This window comes from Nocardiopsis potens DSM 45234, assembly GCF_000341105.1.
Classification (GTDB): Bacteria; Actinomycetota; Actinomycetes; order Streptosporangiales; family Streptosporangiaceae; genus Nocardiopsis_A; species Nocardiopsis_A potens.
The window spans coordinates 64,818-85,363 of the sequence record NZ_ANBB01000027.1; the positions used below are offsets into that span (position 1 = coordinate 64,818).

General features: G+C 75.5%; 19 protein-coding genes. 11 read left to right on the top strand and 8 right to left on the bottom strand.

The genetic code is table 11. The annotated features are described in order from the left end of the window. Positions 1-21 precede the first annotated feature (21 nt). Entirely contained in the window at positions 22-699 is a 678-nt protein-coding gene (locus tag D459_RS0110710; RefSeq protein ID WP_017593004.1) for a TetR/AcrR family transcriptional regulator, read from the top strand. Positions 700-864: 165 nt separating this feature from the next. Here D459_RS0110710 and D459_RS0110715 read toward each other — a convergent pair whose 3' ends face one another. Then, on the bottom strand, positions 865-2,166 hold the full coding sequence (locus tag D459_RS0110715) for an MFS transporter (protein ID WP_017593005.1): 1,302 nt from the start codon (positions 2,164-2,166) through the stop codon (positions 865-867). Between the two features lie 97 nt (positions 2,167-2,263). Between D459_RS0110715 and D459_RS31350 the strand changes: the two genes are divergently transcribed. Then, on the top strand, positions 2,264-3,265 hold the full coding sequence (locus D459_RS31350) for a LysR family transcriptional regulator (protein ID WP_017593006.1): 1,002 nt from the start codon (positions 2,264-2,266) through the stop codon (positions 3,263-3,265). Between the two features lie 220 nt (positions 3,266-3,485). Here D459_RS31350 and D459_RS0110725 read toward each other — a convergent pair whose 3' ends face one another. Continuing rightward, positions 3,486-3,947: an iron chaperone gene (locus tag D459_RS0110725; RefSeq protein ID WP_026120267.1), complete on the bottom strand. Its 462-nt coding sequence runs from the start codon at positions 3,945-3,947 to the stop codon at positions 3,486-3,488. A gap of 355 nt (positions 3,948-4,302) precedes the next feature. On the opposite strand from D459_RS0110725, the gene D459_RS0110730 reads away from it, so the two are divergent. Then, the gene (locus tag D459_RS0110730) at positions 4,303-4,896 is read left to right on the top strand and encodes an HD domain-containing protein (protein ID WP_017593008.1); all 594 of its coding nucleotides are present in this window, start codon (positions 4,303-4,305) and stop codon (positions 4,894-4,896) included. 1,383 nt (positions 4,897-6,279) lie between these two features. After that, positions 6,280-6,639: an MmcQ/YjbR family DNA-binding protein gene (locus D459_RS0110735; protein WP_017593009.1), complete on the top strand. Its 360-nt coding sequence runs from the start codon at positions 6,280-6,282 to the stop codon at positions 6,637-6,639. Between the two features lie 50 nt (positions 6,640-6,689). Here the strand turns inward: D459_RS0110735 and D459_RS0110740 are convergent, their stop codons facing one another. Together D459_RS0110740 and D459_RS0110745 are read right to left on the bottom strand one after the other, a co-directional pair. Next, on the bottom strand, positions 6,690-8,063 hold the full coding sequence (locus D459_RS0110740) for a sensor histidine kinase (protein ID WP_017593010.1): 1,374 nt from the start codon (positions 8,061-8,063) through the stop codon (positions 6,690-6,692). Then, positions 8,060-8,725, bottom strand: a complete 666-nt coding sequence (locus tag D459_RS0110745) for a response regulator transcription factor (protein WP_017593011.1) — start codon at positions 8,723-8,725, stop codon at positions 8,060-8,062. The genes D459_RS0110740 and D459_RS0110745 overlap by 4 nt, the downstream gene beginning before the upstream one ends. A 161-nt stretch (positions 8,726-8,886) precedes the next feature. Between D459_RS0110745 and D459_RS0110750 the strand changes: the two genes are divergently transcribed. The 6 genes from D459_RS0110750 to D459_RS0110775 all read left to right on the top strand — a co-directional run bounded on the left by D459_RS0110750 (position 8,887) and on the right by D459_RS0110775 (position 15,800). Further along, a complete protein-coding gene (locus D459_RS0110750; RefSeq protein WP_017593012.1) occupies positions 8,887-9,642 on the top strand; it encodes a PepSY domain-containing protein in 756 nt (251 codons plus the stop codon). A 236-nt stretch (positions 9,643-9,878) separates the two neighbouring features. Then, positions 9,879-10,517, top strand: a complete 639-nt coding sequence (locus D459_RS31355; protein ID WP_017593013.1) for a class I SAM-dependent methyltransferase — start codon at positions 9,879-9,881, stop codon at positions 10,515-10,517. Then, positions 10,511-11,863 carry an amidohydrolase family protein gene (locus D459_RS31360; RefSeq protein ID WP_017593014.1) on the top strand — a complete coding sequence of 451 codons (1,353 nt, stop codon included), beginning with the start codon at positions 10,511-10,513 and terminating at the stop codon, positions 11,861-11,863. Before D459_RS31355 ends, D459_RS31360 begins: the two co-directional genes overlap by 7 nt. A 213-nt stretch (positions 11,864-12,076) precedes the next feature. Beyond that, positions 12,077-12,751 carry a potassium channel family protein gene (locus tag D459_RS31365; RefSeq protein WP_017593015.1) on the top strand — a complete coding sequence of 225 codons (675 nt, stop codon included), beginning with the start codon at positions 12,077-12,079 and terminating at the stop codon, positions 12,749-12,751. 503 nt (positions 12,752-13,254) lie between these two features. Next, positions 13,255-14,388 (top strand): non-hydrolyzing UDP-N-acetylglucosamine 2-epimerase, encoded by a 1,134-nt coding sequence (gene wecB / locus D459_RS0110770; RefSeq protein WP_026120268.1) that lies wholly within the window; start codon positions 13,255-13,257, stop codon positions 14,386-14,388. 11 nt (positions 14,389-14,399) lie between these two features. Beyond that, a complete protein-coding gene (locus D459_RS0110775; protein ID WP_017593017.1) occupies positions 14,400-15,800 on the top strand; it encodes a glycosyltransferase in 1,401 nt (466 codons plus the stop codon). Between the two features lie 88 nt (positions 15,801-15,888). Here the strand turns inward: D459_RS0110775 and D459_RS0110780 are convergent, their stop codons facing one another. After that, on the bottom strand, positions 15,889-16,212 hold the full coding sequence (locus tag D459_RS0110780) for a hypothetical protein (RefSeq protein WP_017593018.1): 324 nt from the start codon (positions 16,210-16,212) through the stop codon (positions 15,889-15,891). Between the two features lie 344 nt (positions 16,213-16,556). On the opposite strand from D459_RS0110780, the gene D459_RS0110785 reads away from it, so the two are divergent. Beyond that, entirely contained in the window at positions 16,557-17,357 is an 801-nt protein-coding gene (locus D459_RS0110785) for a GNAT family N-acetyltransferase (protein WP_017593019.1), read from the top strand. Between the two features lie 240 nt (positions 17,358-17,597). Here D459_RS0110785 and D459_RS0110790 read toward each other — a convergent pair whose 3' ends face one another. The 3 genes from D459_RS0110790 to D459_RS0110800 form a co-directional block, all read right to left on the bottom strand. Continuing rightward, positions 17,598-18,635, bottom strand: coding sequence for a methyltransferase domain-containing protein (locus D459_RS0110790; RefSeq protein ID WP_017593020.1), 1,038 nt, complete (start codon positions 18,633-18,635; stop codon positions 17,598-17,600). A 322-nt stretch (positions 18,636-18,957) separates the two neighbouring features. Then, the gene (locus D459_RS31370; protein WP_017593021.1) at positions 18,958-19,356 is read right to left on the bottom strand and encodes an SET domain-containing protein-lysine N-methyltransferase; all 399 of its coding nucleotides are present in this window, start codon (positions 19,354-19,356) and stop codon (positions 18,958-18,960) included. Continuing rightward, complete coding sequence (locus tag D459_RS0110800; protein WP_017593022.1) at positions 19,353-20,288, bottom strand: class I SAM-dependent methyltransferase; 936 nt, start codon at positions 20,286-20,288, stop codon at positions 19,353-19,355. Before D459_RS0110800 ends, D459_RS31370 begins: the two co-directional genes overlap by 4 nt. Between the last annotated feature and the right edge of the window lie 258 nt (positions 20,289-20,546).

The following is a 20,546-nucleotide window of genomic DNA, read 5'->3' on the forward strand; positions in this document are numbered from 1 at the left end:
GCGCGGGCCTATACTCGGCCCATGCCGCCGCCCAACCCGCACCGGCGCCGCGCCCTGGCCGACGCCGCCGTCTCGCTGCTGGCCGACCGCGGAGCGCACGGACTGACCCACCGCTCCGTCGAAGCGCTCGCCGAGGTGCCCGCGGGAACGGCCTCCAACTACTTCCGCAGCCGGGAGGCGCTCCTCGTCGCCGCCGCGGAGCGCATCGTCGAGCTGCACCTGGCGGACATGGAGGCCGCCACGGCGGCGGAGGGCACGGGGACGGAGGGCGCGGCGGTGGAGCCGTCCGGGCGGCCCTGGTGGGCGGAGGACGCCGAGGCGTTCGCGGACCTGCTCGCGGAATCGCTGTGGACCGCGGCGACGGCGCTGCGCGAGCGCTACCTGGCGGTCTTCGAGCTCCAGCTGGAAGCGCGGCGCAGCCCCGCCCTCACCGAGGCCCTGGCCGGACTGGGCGGAGCCGCGGTGCGCGCCAGCGCCGGCCTGCACACCGCGGCGGGGTCGCCGGTCCCCGAGGCCGCGGTCCCGATCGTGGGCGACCTCTACGCCGGCGTGCTGTTCACCCTCGTCGCACGCCCCGCCGAGACCCTGGACCGGGAGGCGGTCCGCGCCCGCGCGGCGGCGATCGTGCACGGGGCCCTCGCCGCCGCCCCGGCCCCCACCGCACCGGACGGAGGGCCCGGCCCCGAAGGGCGGCCGTAGCACCGGGATCCCGGCCGCCCGGTACCGCTCCCGGGAGCACCGGCTCGCGGCACCTCGTCCGGCCGGGCGGCCCGGGAACGGCGGCGCCGCCGGCTCCGGGGGAGCCGGCGGCGCGAGCGGAAGGCGGTCGGGGCGGAGACCGGGGCGGACGCCCTCCCCGGGCGGCTATTCGGCGGAGGCGGGCACCTCCCGCCGTTCCCCGTCCCGCCGCCGGCCGCCGGCGGGCTCCCCGGCCTCCTCGGACCCCTCCCGCAGCGGCGCGGGACCGGGGCCGAACAGCCCGACGGCCAGGGAGGCGAAGGCCAGGGCGGCGGCGCCCCACAGCAGCGGCATGATGCCGGCCGCTTCGACGGCGGTGCCGCCGGCGAACGCGCCGAGGGCGATGGCGGCGGTGAACACGCCGACGTAGAGCCCGGTGACCTGCTCGACCCGGTGCGGGGCGGCGCGGGTCATCCAGATCTGCCCGGCCACCGACACCCCGCCGTAGGCCAGGCCCCACAGCGCGATGGCGGCCCCGGCGAACACGCCGACCGAGCCGAGCAGGACCAGCAGCACGATCGCGGCCCCGATGCCCCCGGCCAGGACCAGCACCGTGGCCCGGGGGCGGCGCGCCGCCAGGGCCCCCGCGGCGAAGTTGCCGGCGAGCCCGAAGAGGCCGTACACCAGCAGCAGGAAGGCGACGCCCGACGGGGCGAGCCCGCCGTGCTCCTCCAGCACCGGCCGCACGTAGGTGTAGGCGGCGAAGTGCGCGGTGACCAGCGCCGTGACCACGATCAGGCCGGTGGCCACCGCCGGCGGCAGCGGCGACCGGCCGCCCGCGTCCGCGCCCGCCGCGGGCGCGGACGCGGGGCGGGGCAGCCGGGGGGGCACCGCCACCAGGCCGGCGGCCAGGACGACCGCGGCCGCGGACAGGGCGCCGAACGCGGCGCGCCAGCCGAAGGCGTCGCCGATGACGGTGCCCAGCGGCACCCCGGCGACCGAGGCCGCCGCGACGCCGCTGACCGCGAAGGAGACCGCGAGCGCGGCATTGCGCGGCGCGACGAGCCGGGGCGCGACCGCCGCCGCCAGCCCCCACACCGTTCCCATCCCGAGGCCGAGGACCACGCGGGCGGCGATCAGCAGGGCGAACCCCTGGGCGAAGGCGGTCAGCGCGTTGCCGGCGGCCAGCACCAGCATCGCCGCCGCCAGCACGGTCCGCCGGTCGAGCGCGCCGAGGAACCGCGGGACCACGGGCGCGGTGACCGCGGCGACCAGGCCGGTGGCGGTGAGGCTGAACCCCGCCGTCCCGGAGGAGACGCCCAGGCCCTCGGCCATCGGCGTGAGCACGCCGACCGGCAGCATCTCGGAGGTGACGACGGTGAAGGTGCTCAGGGAGAGGACGGCGACCGCGGACCACTGCCGCAGGGTGGTGCGGGCGGTGCGCGCCGTGTCGTTGTCCGCCGCAGAGGGCGGAGCCGTGGAAGTCATGGAGGTCAGCCAAGTACGCGCGGCCGGCGCGAACAACAGCGATCCGCTCACGGATCGGTGAGCTACGCTAACGGATGTGCCGAGTGCGGGGAGAACGATGAACCAGGTGCACGTCCAGCAGATCGAGTGCCTGATCGTGCTCTCCGAGGAGCTGCACTTCGGCCGCACCGCGGAGCGCCTCGGGGTCTCCCGGAGCCGGGTCAGCCAGCTCGTCGCCGCGCTCGAACGGCGGATCGGGGTCCGCCTGGTCCAGCGGACCAGCCGCAGGGTCTCCCTCACCCGCTTCGGCGCCCAGTTCGTGGACGAGGTGCGCCCCGCCTACGAGGCCCTGGCCGCAACCTTCCTCCGGGCCCGCGACCGGGCCATGCGCGGGGCCCTGCGGGAGCTGCGCATCGGTTTCCACGGCAGCCTGTACGAGGAGGTCGCCGAGGCCTTCCGCCGGCTGCGCGCCCGGCACGAGGTGGCGGTCACGCTGTGCGAGATCCCGCTCGGCTCGCCGTTCACCGCCGTGCTGGAGGGGCGCCTGGACGCCGTGATGGTCGAGCTCCCGGTGCACGAGGCGCGGCTGACCGTCGGCTACCGGTTCCCGCCGCAGGACCGGCTGCTCGCCGTCGCCGCCGGTCACCCGCTCGCCGGGCGCGAGCGGGTGCACGCCGAGGAACTGGCCGGCCTCGACCTGCTGCACCCGGCCGGGGACGCCCCGGACTACTGGACGGCCGCCCGGGTGCCGCCGACCACGCCCTCGGGCGCGCCGATCCGCTCCACCACCGGCATCACCACGGTGCAGGAAGGGCTGGCCCTGGTCGCCGGGGGCGACCATGCCATGCTGGTCTGCCGCCCGCTGGCCGAGCACACCCCGCGCGGCGACATGCGCTGCGTACCGGTCGACGGCCTGGCCGAGCGGTCGCAGATGGCCCTGATCCGGCGCACCGCCGACGCCGCCCCGCAGCTGGAGCTCCTCGCCCGGCTCCTGGACGAGGAGTACGGCCGCCCCGACCCGGAGGAGACCGGGCCGGCGGAGCCGGAGCTAACGGAGGCCGACCCGGCCGAAGCGGCGGAGCCCCGCCCCCGGGTCCGGGCCGGCGCCGGCACCGGCTGAACCCGGTACCCGCACGCACCGCCGGAGGCCGGCGGCCCCTCGGGGCGCGGTGGTCTCCCGTTCCCCGCTGCGGAGCCGGCGGCGCGCTGGGCGTGCCCGGCCGGTGAAGAGCGCGTTCGCACCGGCCCCGTGCGGGGGGCCCGGCCGCGCCGGCTTCGGCGCCCCCGGCCGTGCCGCTAGCGGGCGGCGGCGCCCCGCGCCGGGCAGGGGGCCGTGCCGCTCAGCGCACGGCACGGGAGACGAGGTCGGCGATGGCCTTCTCCTCGGCCGGGCCGATCGCGGTCAGCGCGAACGAGGCCGGCCAGAAGGAGCCGTCGTCGAGGGCGGCGGCGTCGCTGAAGGCGAAGGTCGCGTAGCGGGTCTTGAACTTCGCCGTGCTCTGGAAGAAGCACAGGATCTTCCCGTCGAGCGCATAGGCCGGCATCCCGTACCAGGTCTTCGGCGCGAGCTGCGGCGCGGTCGCGGTGACGATCTCGTGCACCCGCTCCGCGAGGACGCGGTCCTTCTCCGGCATCTTGGCGATCTTCGCGAGCACCTCGTTCCGCTCGGCCTCGGCCTTCGCCGCGCCCTTCGCGGCGCTCTTCGCGCGCCGGGCCTCGGCCCGCACCTCGGCGGCGCGCTCCTTCATCGCGGCGCGCTCTTCGGCGGAAAGGCCGCTCGACCCCGTCTTGGAAGTGGCCATCGTCGTCTCCGATCTCTGCGTACGGCCGGCCCGCGGCGGACTCGGCTCCGAGGATCACCGCCTCGGCGCCCCTCCCCGCCGGGCGGGGGAGCGCCGGGTGCGCGGCGGTGCCCATGCCGATCACGCTAGTGAGGCGGCCTGCGGCTCTGCTTCTCGATTCCTGACCGGATCGCCCGCTCCGCCGCGCACGGCGGCGCACCGGGCCGGTGCGGGGCGGCCCCGGCCGTACGATGCACCAGGGCCCGCCGACGGGGCGGGCAGGACCGGAGAGGAGCGCGACCGTGGGCGTTCACGGCGGCCGCAGGCACCGCACCGGGAAGGGCCCGGACCGCACGCCCGGGGAGCGCCTCCCGTCATGATCCTCAGCGCCGAAGAGATCCGCGCCCTGCACCGGAAGCACGCCCCCTCCCCGGAGGCGTTCGACCTGGTGTACACGCACTCCGAGATCGTGTGGGGGGTCGCCGAGCAGCTGCTCCGCACGGCGGGCGGCGGCGCCGACCCCGAACTGGTCCGGGTCGGGTGCATGCTGCACGACATCGGCGTCTACCTGCTGTACACGCCCTCCGGGGCGTTCGACGCGAAGGGGTACGTCCGGCACGGCGTGCTCGGCCACGCCCTCCTCGCCGACGAGGGTCTCCCCGAGGAGATCCGCCGGTTCTGCTCCCGGCACACCGGCGTCGGCATCTCCGCCGAGGACGTCCGCTCCCAGGGGCTGCCCATCCCCGTGGACGACTACACGGCGGAGACGCCCGAAGAGGAGATCGTGATGTACGCCGACAAGTTCCACAGCAAGACCGACCCCCCGGTCTTCGTCTCCCCAGGCACCTACTCGGAGTCCGTCGCCCGGTTCGGCCGGGACAAGCAGGAGCGGTTCGCGGAGCTGAGGCGGCGGTTCGGCGACCCCGACCCCGTCCTCCTGATGGCGCTGCACGGCCACGGCCTGGTCTAGAGCGACCCTCGCCCCAGGCGATGATCTCGACGTTGCGGCCCTTGAGCCGCCCCGAGGTTTCCAGTGTCCGTTGCAACACCGCACACCAGAGGACAGGAGGGGATCGGCCGGTCGGGCGGCCGAGGCCGCGGCGCCTCGCGGGGCGGGGGTTCAAGCGGGCGGCGAGGGCGGGGAGGGGGACCGGCTGGTCGGTCTGGCGCGGCGCCCCGCGGAGTGACGGTTCAGGCAGGCAGCGACGGCAGCGGTGGGGGCGTGGCCGGGCGCCTCACCCGGGCGCGGCGCCCCACGGGGTCGGGCTTAAGGCGAGCAGCGAAGGCGGGAGCGGGTTGGGCGCCGCGTTCACCTGCCCGGCGCGTGCTCCCGGCGGGAAGCGGCGGCGCCCCGGCGGTGGGGGTGGGCCCGCCCGAGCCGAGCAGGGTGGCCTTATCCCCTATGCCGGGTTTGCGGCAGGGATCGGGCGGGAGCGGGGGGCGCCCTGCGCACCGTGAGAGCACTACGATTACATCTACCAGCGAGTAGTAAGCCCTGAGGCCCCCACCACCCCCTCGCCGGTCACCCAGAGTGGCCAAGCTGGGGCCTCGTGGGAGAACAAAAGCGGCATTCCGCCCCTGCCTCTACTCTCTCCGGGTTCCGGCCCCCTGACTCCCGGCCTTGCGGGCGGCTCGAACCCCCGATCACCGGCCCGATCGAGGCGATCCGGGGCTTCCGGGGGCCGATCCGGGCCGGGATGCGCGCCCGGGAATCACCGGGGTGCTCTCGCGGTGCGCAGGGCACCCCACCCCGCCATCACCCTGCGTATTCACCCAGGTGAGGGAGGTGTAGCGGTTTCAAGGGCGGTCGGCCCCGGCGCCCGGGCGACGCGGGCACGGCGATCCCGCCCCCCGGCCCGCCCCGACCATTCTCGCCCCGCTCTGCCGCGCCGGACCGACCGGCCGGTCCCCGCCGTCGCCGCCAGCCTGAACCCCCGCCCCGTGGGGCCCGTGCCCGGGCGATCGCCTTCGCCCCGGCCCTGCCTTCGCCGTCGCCGCTCGTCTTGACCTCCGCTCTGCGGGGTGCCGCGCCGGACCGACCGGCCGGTGTCCACCGCCGCCTTCGCCGCCCGTCTTGACCTGTACCCCGTGGGGTGCCGCGCTCGGGCGATCGCCTTCGCCCCGCCCCTACCGCCGCCGTCGCCGCCCGCTTGGACCCCCGCCCCGTGGGGTGCCGCGCCCGACCGACCGGCCGGCACGCCCTCCTGTCCTCTGGTGGCTCCTGTCCTCTGGTGGGCAGTGTTGCAACGGGCACTGGAAACCACCCGCTCTGCCAGGACCGCAGCGTCGAGATCATCGGGGCGAGGCCGGCGGCCCGGTCCGGTTCGTCGGCGGGGTGTGGTTGTCTCGTCCCATGGGCGTTGAGATCACGCGGTTCCTGCGACTGGTGAGCGCGCTCCCGGAGAGCGACCACCGGGAGCTGGACAAGTACACGGCGTTCGCCGTGCGCGGCAAGGGCTTCGGCTACCTGTGGCCGCGCACCAGGACCGTGGGGCTGAAGCAGACCCTCTCCGAGCAGGCCGCCCTGGTCGCCGAGCGCCCGGAGGTGTTCGAGGAGCAGTTCACCGCCGGCGGGTACGGCTGGGTCGTCGTCCACCTGGACGGCATCGAACTGGACGAGCTCAGCGAACTGGTCCTGGAGGCCTGGCGGCTGTCGGCCCCCGAGGAGCTGCTCGACGCCCTGCCCACCCCCGCCGCCCTCGCCGGCGCCTGACCGCCCCGGGCCGCCCCGGTGCGCGGCCGTGCGCAGGGGCGGCCGCCCGGTCAGGCCGTGGCGCGGGGCAGGAACGCGGTGACGGTCGTCCCCCCGGGCCCGCTGTCGATGCCGACGCGGCCGCCCTGGGCGGTGACCAGGGAGCGGACGATCGCCAGGCCCAGGCCGGCGATGCGGCCCGAACCGTCGGCGCGGGTGGTGACGAACGGCTCGAAGACGTGCGCGAGCACCTCGGGGTCGATTCCGGGGCCGTCGTCGGAGACGGCCAGCACCACCTCCCCGCCCTCGCGCCGGGCCGACACCTCGGCCGCGGTGCCGGGCGGGTTGTGCGCGATCGCGTTGTCCACCAGGTTGGCCAGGCACTGCTCCAGGCGCGCCTGGTCGCCGAGGAGCACCTCCGGCGGCGGGTCGTGCACGGTGACCGAGGCGGCGTGCGGCAGCGCCTCCAACCGGGCGCGCACCTCGTCGAAGAGGTCGGGCAGGAACACCGGTTCGCGGCGGGCGTCGATCTCGTCGCCGCCCCGCGCCACCGCCATCAGGTCCTCCAGCACCCGGCGCAGCCGGTCCAGCTCGGTGCGGACCACCGCCGCCTCCGGCCCGCCGAGCAGCTCCAGGTGCCCCTCGGCGACGGCGAGCGGGGTGCGCACCTCGTGCGAGATGACCGCCAGGTAGCGGCGCCGGTCGGCGTCGGCCTCCTCGATCCGGGCCAGCATCTGGTTGAGCTCGGTGGCCAGCTCGGCGATCTCGTCCCGGGTGTCCGGGACCGGGACCCGGGCGGCCAGGTCGGTCGGCGAGACCGCCTGCGCCGCCGAGGAGACCTCCCGCACCGGGCGCAGCGTCCGCCGCACCACCAGCCACAGCAGCACCCCGCCGCCGGCCACGCCGACCGCCCCGGCCAGCCCCGCCCACAGCAGCACGGTCGCGGCCGCGTCCCGGGTCTGGTCCAGCGGCGCGGCGACGGTCACCACGGCCAGCCGGGTCCCGGCCCCGTCGGTGACCTCGGCGTCCAGCACCCGCAGCGGGCCCGCGGACGTGTCCAGGGTGCGCAGGGCGCCGGGGTCGGCCGGCGGCGCGCCGCCGCCGCGCATCAGCGCCGCCGCCCGCGAAGGACCGCCGGTGCTCTGCAGGCGCACCCCGTCGACGGTCACCAGCGACACGTGCCGGGCCCCGCTCGGGTGCACGGCGAGCGCCTGGCGGACGGCGCGCTCGGCCTCGGGCCCCGACACCACCCCGTCCAGGCCGGCCGCGGCGGGCAGCCGCTCGCCGAGCGCGGCCCCGATCAGGCCGGCCTCCTCGCGGAGCAGCCGGTCGACGTCGCTCCGTCCCGACACCCGCACCAGCTCGTAGGTGAGCAGCGCGACCCCGCCGATCACCACCAGCATGACCAGCAGCGACCGGAGCAGGACGCGGCCGCCGAGGCTCACCGGGGGTCCTCCGCCAGCCGGTAGCCGACCCCGCGGACCGTCTCGATCCGCCCCGGGCCGAGCTTGCGGCGGAGCTGGCTGACGTAGACCTCGACCACGTTGGACGAGCCCTCGAAGTCGTACCCCCAGACCAGGTCCAGCAGCTGGGGCTGGGAGAGCACCTGGCCGGGGTGCTGCACCAGCACCTTCAGCAGGGCGAACTCGCGCGCCGACAGGGTGACGGTGCTCCCGTCCACCGACGCGGCGCGCGCCCCCAGGTCCAGGGTCACCCCGCCGGCGGCCAGCACGTCGCCGCGCTCCTGGCCGCCGCCGCGCAGCCGGGCCCGCACCCGGGCCAGCAGCTCGTTCACGCTGAACGGCTTGACCATGTAGTCGTCGGCCCCGGCGTCGAGGTTGGCGACCCGGTCGCTCACCGCGTCCTTGGCGGTCAGCACGATCACCGGGACCGAGGGGCGGCGCCTGCGGAGCCGGCGCAGCAGCTCCTCGCCGGGCAGCCCGGGCAGGCCCAGGTCCAGGACGACCAGCTCGACGTCGGAGGCGAGCGCCATGGTCAGCCCGTCGATCCCGTCGGAGGCGACCAGGACCTGGTGGCCGGCGCTCTCCAGGCCCCGGCGCACGAACGACACGATCCCCTGCTCGTCCTCCACCACCAGAATCGCCATGCCGCTCCCTGATCGTCCTCCCGGTGGCACCAGCCTCCCGGGATCCGCTGAGCCGTCGCTGAACACGACCTGAAGACCGCCTTCAGGTTCTCCTCAGGCCCCCATCATCCCGCCGCGCGACGGTGGGAACGTACTCGGACACCTCGAAGCGAGGAGACGACATGCAGCGCCGCACCACGATCCTGATCGCCGCCTCCGCCACCGGGCTGCTGGCCCTCGGCGCGGCGGGCTACCTCCTGGTGGACGACCCCGAGGAGGTGATCGAACCGGTCCGGATCAGCGGGGTCACCGCGGGCGACACCTCCGGCTCCGGGGAGGGGGCCGGCGGAGGGGACGGCACCACCCGGTCGGTGGACGGGCTGGAGCGGCTCACCGGCGAGCTGCGCTCCGGCGACGACCCCGACGACTGGTCCGTGGCCGGCGTCGACGTCGACTTCGGCCCCGAGCAGTGGCTGCTCGGCGACCCGGAGCAGGCGGACCTCGACGGCGACGGCGAGACCAAGCCGGTGCTGGAGGAGCTGCGCGCCCTGGAGGGGCAGGAGGTCGACCTCGGCGTCCGCTATGAGGAGGACGACGACGGCGACGATGACGGCGAGGGCGCCGACCGCGACGACGCCGAGGTGTTCACCGTCAACGGCGCGACCTACCGGGACCCCGACGGCGCCGCCCCCTGGGAGGCCGCGGCCGAGCAGGGCGGGGCCGACCGGGACGCGGTCGCCACCGCCGCGGAGAAGGCGGTCGGCGAGGGCGCCCGCGCCGTCGACGTGGACCGCGGCGACGTGGAGGACGGCGCCGGCTGGGACGTCGAGGTGCACGGCGCCGACGGCCAGGAGTACGAGGTCCTCCTCGACGCCTCCGGCAAGGTCGTCGACGTCCGCGCCGACACCGGCGAGGACGGCGACGACTCCGACGACTGAGCGGCCCCGCCTCCCTCGATGATCTTGACGTTGCGGGGGAATCGGAGCGCTCCGATTCCCCCGCAACGTCAAGATCATCGGTCTGAGGAGGTTTCCCCGTCGGCGCGCCCGCAGGGGGCGGACCTGGTGACCCGGTGCGCCGCTTCCCGGCCCGCTTCGGTGGTTCGCCCCGCATCTGCGCAGGTGGGCTGGTAGAAGTCGGGGGACCTTGCCCGCCCTGCTCCCGCGGAGACCCCATGGCGCAGCCCACCGTCCTCGACTTCGACGCCTTCTACTCCGACCGGCTGGACCGCCGCGGCGGTCCAGCCGCCCCGGACGTCCCCTGGGACCTGCGCTGCCCGCAGCCGGCGCTGGTCCGGGCCGGGCAGGCCGTGCGCTCGCCGGTCCTCGAAGTGGGGTGCGGCCTGGGCGACAACGCCGTCCACCTCGCCCTGGCCGGCCACCGCGTCACCGCCGCCGACATCTCGCCGGCCGCCGTCCGCGAGGCCCGGAGACGGGCCGGGGCCGCCGGAGCGGAGGTGGAGTTCGCGGTCGCCGACGCCACCGACCTGGGGCCGGCCTTCACCGGCTTCGCCACCGTCGTCGACGTCGCCCTGCTGCACAGCCTCCCGGGCGGTCTGCACCGGGCCTATGCGCGCTGCCTGCACGGCGCCGCGCGGCCGGGCGCCCGCCTGCTGCTGCTCTGCCTGGCCGGGGCCGGGGAGGGCCCGGACAGCGCGCGCCCCGGGGCCGGCCCCCGGCCGCTGAGCAGGGAGCGGGTCGAGGCGGCCCTGCACGGGTACTGGCGGGTGCGCCGGTTCCGGCGCGAGGAGCTGGCCGCCCCCGGCGGCGCCTCCGCCGACCCCGCCTGGCTGGTGGAGGCGGTGCGGTGCTGACGGGTAAGCGCTCCCCGGCCGGGGCGGGGCGGCCGGCGCCCGCCCACGGCCGGGACGACAGCGTCCTGCTGCGCGACGCCGACCTGGTGCTGACGATGGACCCGTTCTACGGTGAGGGCCTGCTCGGGACGGTGGAGCGGTGCGACCTCCTCATCCGGGAGGGCGCGATCGCCGCCGTCGGCGGCCGCCTCGTGGCCGGCCCGGACACCGAGGTGATCGACGTGCGCGGGAAGGTGCTGCTCCCCGGCTTCGTCGACGCCCACACCCACCTGTGGCAGAGCGCGATCCGCGGGCGCGGGCCCGCCCTGGGGCTCTACGAGTGGTTCGACGCCTGCGTGTGGACGGTCGTCCCGCGCATCCCGCCCGCCGACATGTACCGGTTCGTTCGCCTCTCCGCCGCCGATGCGCTCCAGTCGGGCACCACCACCGTCGTCGACTGGGTGCCCGCCCTGGAGTACGCGGTCTCCGAGGCATACCTGGAGGCCGTCTCCGACAGCGGGGTGCGCTTCGTCCACGCCGCCTACCAGGAGCCCGCCGACGCGGGCCTGGCCGCCAAGGTCCTCACCGGGCTGGTCGCGCCGCACCCCCTGGGCACGCCGCAGGTCGCCACCGTCGCCCACCCGGACGACCCGGACCACCTGCGGGTGCACGCCGGACTCGCCCGGGAGCTGGACGTCCACCTCAACCTTCACCTCCTGGAGCACCGCACCGACCGCTCCGCCGATCTCGTCGCCCGGCTCCAGGAGGCCGGCGGCCTCGGCCCGAAGACCCTGCTCAACCACGTCATCCACGTCACCGCCGCCGAACTGGACCTGCTGGCCCACCGCGGTGCCGCGGTCGCGCACTGCCCGCTGAGCAACATGCGGCTGGGAACGGGCGTCATGCCGCTGCGCGAGATCCACCGGCGCGGCATCCGGGTCGGCCTGGGGCAGGACGGCGGCACCAACGACTCCGCGGACATGTTCGCCTCGATGAAGGCCGCCGTGGGGCTGCAGCGGGCCGTCTCCCTGGACCCGGCCGGCTACCCCGGGCCGGAGGAGGCCCTGTACATGGCCACGATGGGCGGGGCCCGGGCGGTCGGCCAGGACGACCGGATCGGCTCGCTCACCCCGGGCAAGCGGGCGGACGTCGTGGTGCTCGACCCGGCGGCGCTGAACCTCGCCCCGCTCGGCGCCCGGCCCGCGCAGATCGTCTTCGGCGGCCGCCCGGAGAACGTCACCGACGTGTTCGTCGACGGGGTCGCCCGCAAGCGCGCCGGACGGCCGACCGGGACCGACCCCGCCCGCCTGGTGGCCGAGGCCGACGCCGCCGCCCGCACGCTGTGGGGAGGGGAGGCGGGCCGGTGACGCCCGGCGCCCCGCGCGTCTCCGGGGCGTGCGGCGTGGCGCCGCCGCAGGCCGGGTCCGGTCCGGTAGATCGTTGACCGGGGAAGCCCCTGCTCCCCGCCGGCGCGGGGCGGAGGAGGGGCACCCGGCGGCGATCCATCTCGTCCGCCCCGCGGGAACCGGACCGCCCCGAGCGTCCGCGGGGCGGACCGGGGCCAGGGGCGGGCGGAGACGATGACCAAGAACCTGACCGCGTTCCTGTGCGCGGTCGCCCTGCTGCAGTTCGGGTACCCGGTGACCCTGCTGGGAGAGCTGTGGACCGCGCTGTACATGCTGCTCTACATCGGCATGATCTACTTCGGCATCAAGATCGTCCGGGCCCAGCCCGGGTGGACGGCGCCGTTCCTGGTGCTGGCGGCGGTCTTCTTCGCCTGCGGGGTGTGGTTCGCCCTGGAGCAGGGCAGCGAGGCCGCCCGGCTGGGGATGTCCGCCGCGCTCATCGCCTTCCAGGGCCACCTGATCTACTCCCTGCTGGCGTTCGTCTTCCGCCGCCGCCTCGCCCCCCGGATCGATCTCGTGCTGGCCGCGATCTCGGTCTACCTGCTGCTCGGCGGCCTGTTCGCCTCCGCCTACGGGGCGATCGAGGTCCTGTGGCCCGGCAGCTTCAACGACACCGCCGACCCCGGCGGGCGCGTCGCCTGGCAGCAGCTCATGTACGGCAGCTACGTCACCCTGGCCACGCTCGGCTACGGCGACGTCGTCCCGGTCGCCGCGTGGGCCCGGTCGCTGTCCGCCCTGGAGGGGGTGGCGGGGACGCTCTTCATCACCACCGTCATCGCCCGCCTGGTCGGGGCCTTCGCCGCCCCCGACGGCCGGCGCCGCGGGGCGCCCCGGGAGCCGCGGACCTGACCCGGCCGCGGACCCCGGGCGCGGTGCGCCGGAACCGGGGGCGGCCGTGCGCCGCCGCCGTCGATCCGGCGGCGCGGAGGGCGGAACGGGCAGAACGCAGGAGGGCATGGGCGGCCGCCCTTCTCCGCGGGCGGCCGGCGGTGCGGCGGAGCCGCGTCCGCCGCAGGCATGCCCGGAATTCCTTTGAGCGCCGGGCGGACCGATCCGGCGCTGGCGGCCCCTTGAAAGACGGAAAGGCGCCGCGGCCCCGCCGCGGAATTCCTCCTTCCGGGCGGAAGGAGGCCCCTGCGGCGCAGGAGTTCCGGAATTCGGGAAGGGATCCCGAAGGCCGGCCGCCGCAGGAGGTTTTGCCGCTGGCGGAGGGTTCTTTGGCGTGTAAAAGCCGCCTCCTTGACCGCAACGGGGAATCATGTACCCCGCCGACCTGGTTTCAGGTGTGAATTCGGAGCGCAGGGCAATGGCACCGTGCGGTCCGGTCGCTTCCAAGGAGAGGTTCTCTCGGCATGGCCGAATTCTCGATGCCAGGATACGTCGCGGTCGTCCTGGGAACGCGCCCGGAAATGATCAAACTGGCGCCGCTCGTGCGCGAACTGGGGGAGCGGGTCCGGGTCATCCACACCGGCCAGCACTGGGGCCAGGAGATGTCCGGCGCCTTCCTCGAAGGGCTGGGCATGCCCGAGCCGGTGCGGCTGCCCGGCATCGGCGGCCACACCCGCGGCCGGCAGATCGGGGTCGCACTCGATCTGATGGACGAGATGTTCCGCGCGCAGCGCCCCACCGCGGTCGTGGTGCAGGGCGACACCAACTCCACGGTCGCCGGCGCCCTCGCCGCGAACAGCACCGGCGTCCCGCTCGTGCACGTCGAGGCCGGGCTGCGCAGCAACGACCGGAACATGCCCGAGGAGTACAACCGGATCGTCACCGACAACCTCTCCGACGTGCTCTGCGCCGCCACCGAGCTGAACCGGCTCAACCTGCTGCACGAGGGCATGGACCCGGACATGATCAAGGTCACCGGCAACACGGTGGTCGAGGTCGTGCAGGACTCGCTGCCCGCCCCCGAGGAGCGGGAGCGGATGCTGCGCCGGATGGGCGTGCGCCCCGACGAGTACGTGCTGGCCACGATCCACCGCCCGGAGAACACCGACCACCCCGAGCAGCTCTCCGCGATCCTGCACGAGCTGTCCGACCTGGTGCGCACCACCGGCCGCCCCGTCCTCTTCCCCATGCACCCGCGGACCGGCAACGCCGTGGCCCAGGACGGCCTGGAGCACCTGCTGGAGGGGGTCACCGTCACCGAACCGCTGGGCTACGCCGACTTCCTCGCCCTGGCCCGCCACGCCGCGCTGCTCATCTCCGACTCCGGCGGCATCCAGGAGGAGTGCACCGTCCTCAAGCGGCCGCTGCTGGTGGTCCGCCGCTCCACCGAGCGGCCCGAGGCGGTCGACGCCGGGTTCGCCCGGCTGGTGCGCCCCGGCCCGGAGCTGGGCGTGGCCGCCCAGGAGCGGCTGGAGCGCACCGCCGACCTGCTCGCCGCCCTGGCCCCGCTGCCCAGCCCCTACGGCGACGGCACCGCCTCCGCCCGCATCGCCGAGCTGGTCGGCGGCCCGGTCGCGGTGCCCGCCACCGCGGTCTGAGGCGGGGCCGCATGTTCGACGCGACCCTGATGCTGACGGTGCTGCTCACCGCCGTCCTCGTCTACACGGTCCTGGTCTCCGTCCGCTACGTGCTGTACTGGTCGGCCTCCTACTACTTCCACCACAAGGCCGGCAAGGGCCTCCGCGACCTGCCCCCGGGCGACCCGTCCGCGTTCACCTGGCACTTCCTGGTGCCCTGCCGGGACGAGGAGGTGGTCATCGCCGAGACCATGGACCGGCTGCGGGAGCGCTTCCCCGAGGCGCACGTGTGGGTCATCGACGACGACAGCGACGACGCCACCGGCGAGATCGTCGCCGAGCGCGCCGACCGGGACGCCAGGGTGCACCTGCTCACCCGCCGCCGCCCCGACGCGCGCGTCGGCAAGGGCGCCGCGCTCAACGCCGCCTACCGGGCGCTCAACGCCTGGCTGCCGGAGGGCACCGACCGCACCCGCCACATCACCTGCGTGGTCGACGCCGACGGCGACCTGGCGCCCGGCGCGCTGGAGCTGCTCGCCTCGCCGCGCGCCTTCGGCGACCCGGAACTGGGCGCGGCCCAGGTCGGCGTGCGGATGCGCAACGCCGGGGACACCCGCCCGCTGGCCGGCCAGGGCGCCCTGGCCAACGCCTACGCGCACTGGCTGGCGCGGATGCAGGACGTGGAGTTCTCCGCGATCAACAACGGCATGCAGCTGCTCCGCGAGCGCACGAGGTCGGTCGGGCTGGGCGGCAACGGCCAGTTCGGCCGGCTCAGCGCGCTCGACGCGATCGCCGGCGAGGACGAGGCCCCGTGGCCGCCGCACGCGCTGCTCGAAGACTACGTGTGCGGCCTGGAGATGCACCTGGCCGGGATCAAGGTGATCCACGTCGAGAACACCCACGTCTCCCAGGAGGGCCTGGTCACCACGCGCCGGTTCCTCACCCAGCGCACCCGGTGGGCCCAGGGCAACCTGCAGTGCCTGCGCTACTCCTACCGGCTGGCGCGCTCTCCGCGCATCCCGTTCGCCGGGCACCTGGAGACCATGTACACCTTCACCCAGCCGCTGGTGGCGGCGGTGCTGGCGATCATCGCCGCGGCGACGCTCGCGACGATGGCCTTCGGCCCGTACGAGAACCCGCAGCTGTCGGGGTACGACTTCGGCCGGTTCACGCTGCTGGGCCTGGGGATCCTGCTGCTGTCGGCGGTCCCCATCGTGCTGTGGGGCCTGCGCTACCGCGTCGGCCGCTACCCCGGCGAGCGCTGGTGGGTCGGCCTGCTGTGGGGGGTGGGCCTGTGGATCTACGCCTACCACCTGATCCCGGTCTCACTGCGCGCCCTCTACCGCATCGCCCGCGGCCGCAACGGCTGGGCCAAGACCCGCCGCAACGCCGAACTGACGGCGGTCACCGCCCCCACCGCCCGCGAGGACTGACCCGGAGGCGGAAGGCCGCGGCCCCGGTGCCCTCGGCGCCCGGGCCCGCGAAGAGGCCTCCCCGCTCCGACGGACCGGGGCAGACGGCTCATTCGAGCTCGGGACGGCGGTCCTCGGCCCGCTCCGGCGCCTCGCGCGAGGAGTCGGAGTGGCCGACGAAGACCCCGGCGGTATGGGAGGCGCCCAGGTGCGCCCAGACGGAGGGCTCGTACGACCGCTGCTCCGGGGCGGGGGCCAGCTTGTAGGAGGCCAGCGGTACGCCCTCCCGGTCCACCACCGTGATCTGCTCGGGGACGAACGGGCCGCCGCTCAGCCGGAGTACCGGCACTCCGTGCCGCTCCTCCACGGCGAGCAGGCCCCGGTCCTCCTCGGAGAGGTCGGACAGCGGCACCGGGGGCTTCTTCTCGGCCATCTCCTGCTTCCTCCTCTGCGGTCGAAGGTCGGAACCAGAGGAGTCAATACCCTCTGTGTCCGCATGGACACCATGCGCTCTCATTCGGTGTCGCCGCCGGGGCCGCTTTCGGTCTCCCGAATCGCCGCCTCTCTCGGCCCCGGTCAAGGTTGTGGCCTGCGGAAACGCGGCCCGGTGGAGCCTGTCGGCCCTGTATCGGCGGAGATCCGGCGGAACGGCGGATGGAACGGCCCGGGGCGGAGAAGGATGGGGGCGGCCGCCCGCCCTCCCCGGCGGGCGGCGGCACGGCGGGGCGGTGCGTCACCGGGCGGCCCGCCCGCGATCCCACCACAGGGAAGGACCCGATGGCACACAGCGCGGAGACGATCGAATCGCTGGGGCAGCTCACCATGGGCTGGCGCGGACTGGTGCTCGACCGCACCGCGGGCGCCGACGTGCGGGACCTGCCGGGCATCGCCGTCCGCTGGGCCGACTGCCGGTTCCCCTTCTGGAACTGCATCGCCCTGACCGACATCGGCGCGGACGCGGCGCTCACCGGGAAGCGCCTGGAGCAGGCGGCCGACATCATGCGCGCCAAGGAGCACCCCGGGTTCCTCTGGCTCTTCGAGGACCTGCTCGAAGAGGGGGCCCGAGCCGGGCTGCGCGCCGCCGCCGAGAAGGCCGGCCTCGAATACGCCTTCCCCGGCACCGGGATGGCCGGGGACCTCCTCCCGATCCCCGAACCCTCCCACCCGGACCTGGAGTTCGTCCGCGTCTCCACCGACGAGCACCTGGAGGCCTACGCCGACATCAACTCGCGCGCCTACGGCTTCCCGATCGAGGCCGGCCGGGACGGGATCGGCGGGTCCGCGCTGTGGAAGAGCGGCGTCCACGCCTACCTCGGCCTGCGCGGAGGCACCCCGGTGACCGGTGCCGCGACGCTGGAGGCGGACGGCCGCCTGTTCACCGTCCTGGTCGCCACGGACCCCGAATGGGAGCGCCGCGGCTACGGTGAGGCGGTCACCCGCAAGGCCCTGTACGAGGGCTCCCGGGCCACCGGCCTGACCCGCGCCACCCTGCACGCCACCGAGGCGGGGGCGCCGCTCTACCCCCGCATCGGCTTCGAGCCGAACACCCCGATCCACTTCTACGGACTGAAGGGCTGAGCGGGCGCGGGCCCGGGGCCGGGGAACGCGGAGGAAGGCGCCCCGGCCCGCCCGGCGGCCGGACGGGAGAGGTGTGCACGCGGAGCGCCCGACCGCCCTCCGGCGTCCGTGCCGGCGCGGAGGAGGGGGCGGGGACCCCGAGCGGCTCCGCGAAGCGGAACCGTCGCGCAGTGGATTTCAACGACCGCTCTACGCTCGCGTCCGGGGCTTCGGAATCCTCGCGCAGGTGTCCGCGCGCCTTCAGAACCGGAGGTCCGGATCGTCCAGCCAGACCCGGTGGGCGCCGTCCGCGCCGACCGTCAGGCCGAACCGCCCGATCCCCGGGCGGCCCGCGCCGGCCCACCACCGGTACGCGGCCTCCACCTCGTCCCACAGCCGGCGCGGACCGGACTGGTGCACCTGGGCCCTCCCCGCCCCGGAGGGGAACCGCACCAGGGCCCAGGACCGGTCCTCCGGGGCGTAGAACCAGGCGACGCGTGCACCGTCGTCCTGGCCGCCGCGGGCGTGCACGCAGCGCGGCACCTTCAGGCCGACGGCGAAGTCCAGCGCGCCGTAAGGGTCATCGGAGAAGGCCTCCCGCTCGGTCAGGGCGGTGGAGGACACCTCCCCGGGCCAGTCGGTCACCAGGGCCTCGTGGTCGGGCCAGGCGAGCCGCTGCGAGCGCGCCTTCATGAACTGCGCGGGGCCGGTGAACCGGCCGCTCGCGCTCTCGCCGTCCTCGGCGACCACCAGCCGCGCGATCCCGTCCAGCGGGCTGTAGTCGGTTCCCCAGGGGACGAGGACCACCCCGCCCGGCCGGGTCTGGGAGATCCAGGCGGACGGGACCGAGCGCAGCCCGCAGGTGGCGATCACCCGGTCGAACGGAGCCCGCTCCGGACGGCCGAGCAGGCCGTCGCCGGCGACCACGGCGGGGCGGAACCCCGCCCGGTGCAGGTTGTCCGCCGCCGTCGCGGCCAGCCCGGCGTCCACCTCGACGGTGGTCACCGCGCCGTCGCCCAGCCGGGCGGAGAGCAGGGCGGCGTTCCACCCGGTCCCGGTGCCGACCTCCAGCACGCTCATGCCCGGGCGCGCGTCCAGGTCGCGCAGCATGGAGAAGACCAGGGACGGCATCGACGCCGAGGAGGTGTAGAGCCCTCCGGGCGACGCCCCGCCGTGCCGCCCGTCGTCCCACTGCACGGTGATCGGGACGTCCGCCTCGGCCCACCGGGACCAGGCCTCGGGGTCGGTCCGTCGGTCGACGGCCGCGCTCTCGCCGGTGGCGGGATCGAAGGGCCACATCACCTCTGGGAGGAACCCGGACCGGGGCACCGCCTCGAAGGCGTCCGCCCACTCAGGGGATATGGCCCCGGTGTCGGAGAGCAGCCGCAGTAGTGCGGCACGGGGAGGGGACGGACTCATTTCTCGCGTCGGCCCGGGGGCGGGCCGCTGTCGGGGTGCGGGGGAGGAGGCGGAGGAAGTGGTCGGGGCGGGGGCTGCCGGGGCCCTTCGTGCTTTCCCATGCGTGGATTCCCTGGGAAGTCGGGGTGTTCAGGGCAATGGTAATGAGGTGGTCACTCTGAGTGCCAGAGGCTGGGGGTGGAGGTGCTGGTCCGGAGGCGGTTCAGGTGCGCGGAGTGAACCACAGCCGGTTGATCCCGCCGTCGGTGTAGTCCACGGTGATCTCGGTGCCCGCCGGGATGTCGGCGACGGCGGTGATGTGCAGGGCGGAGGCGGCGAAGTCCTTGCGGTACCGGGCCAGCGGCTCGGCGGCGTGGTTGTACAGGGTGCCGTAGCCCAGCGCGATGCCGACCGCGCCGCCCTCCCAGTTGAAGTAGTACTCGTAGAGCAGGGTGCCGTCCACCGGCGGCCGGTCGGCGGCGGGCAGCACCAGCACCGGGCAGAGTTCGACCAGGTCCCCCGCCCGGAAACCGCGGAGCGCGAACACGCCCCGCCCGTGCACGGCCGAGGCGCGCACCTCCAGGCCGCCGGCGCCGCACACGTGCTCCCCGCGCCCGCTCACGCCCGCACCGCCCGGTACCAGTGGTCCGGTTCGCCGAGCATGCCCAGGTCGCCGACACGGTCGATTCGGTCGCGGTGGTAGGGCGACCACTCCGCGACCGGCCCGGCGTCGGTCAGCTCCAGCCCGGCCCGGGCGAACTGCTCGGCCAGGACGTCGTCAGGGACGGCCAGCTTCTCGTAGGTGTGCGGCGGGACGACGGTCCGCCCGGTGGCGGCCTCCACCACCTCGCAGGCCACCGACAGCACGGCCATCGGGGTCCCGTCCAGCGGGCGCAGCGTGCGGCGCCTGCGGTCGACCGCCTCCACGTCGCCGTCCGGGCCGCGGTACAGCTCCGGCCACTCGGTCGTCCCGTCCCCGGCGTCCGGGGCGTAGCGGCCGCCCGCGTAGTCGAAGACCAGCACCCCGCCGGGGGCCAGCGCGCCGGCCAGGGCGGCGATGAACCGCTCGTGCCCGCCGGGGTCGGTGACATCGCCGAGGCTGTTGCCGCCCATGAACGCGAACTCCGCGCCGCCCGGCGGGAGTGCCCGCGCGGCGGCCCGGACATCGCCGTGCCGCACGTCCAGCCGGGGCCGGAAGGGTGCGGGGACGTTGCGGGCCAGCCCCGCCTCCAGTGCGCCCCGGGACAGGTCCACGCAGACCAGCCGCTCCGCGCCCGCCTCCAGCAGCGGGGCGGCGTGCCGGAGGGGGCCGCAGCACGGCAGGTAGACCAGGGAGGGGAGCGGGCGCCCGTACACCCGCAGGGCGGCCGCGACCTCCGCCCGGCTCAGCTCCGCGTCGAAGTGGATCTCGCCGGCCAGCCGCATCAGCGGCTCGCTGTCGTAGTGCTCGCCGACCATCCGCATCAGTCCGGGGTCCACCAGGTCGAGGCCGTCCAGTTCGGTCACGCCGCCGGTCTCGGTCGCGCTGCTCGTCTCGGCCATGCCGTGGGCCATCCCGCCGCCTCCTCGCCGCCGTCCGCACCGCCCGGGCCGGTCCATTCCCGGCAGAGCGATGATCACCGATGGCGATGGCATCCGCGCCGAGAGTGGCCGGATCCGGCCGCCGGAACGCCGCTCGCCCGGGCCCCTTCCGGCGTCTCGACCGGCCGCCGGGCCGAGGGCGGCCCCCGCGTGGCCGGGGAATTTACCCGTCCTCGGCCGACCGCTGATCGATCCGTTCCATGGAACCGCCGCAGAGTGATTCGGAGCGGC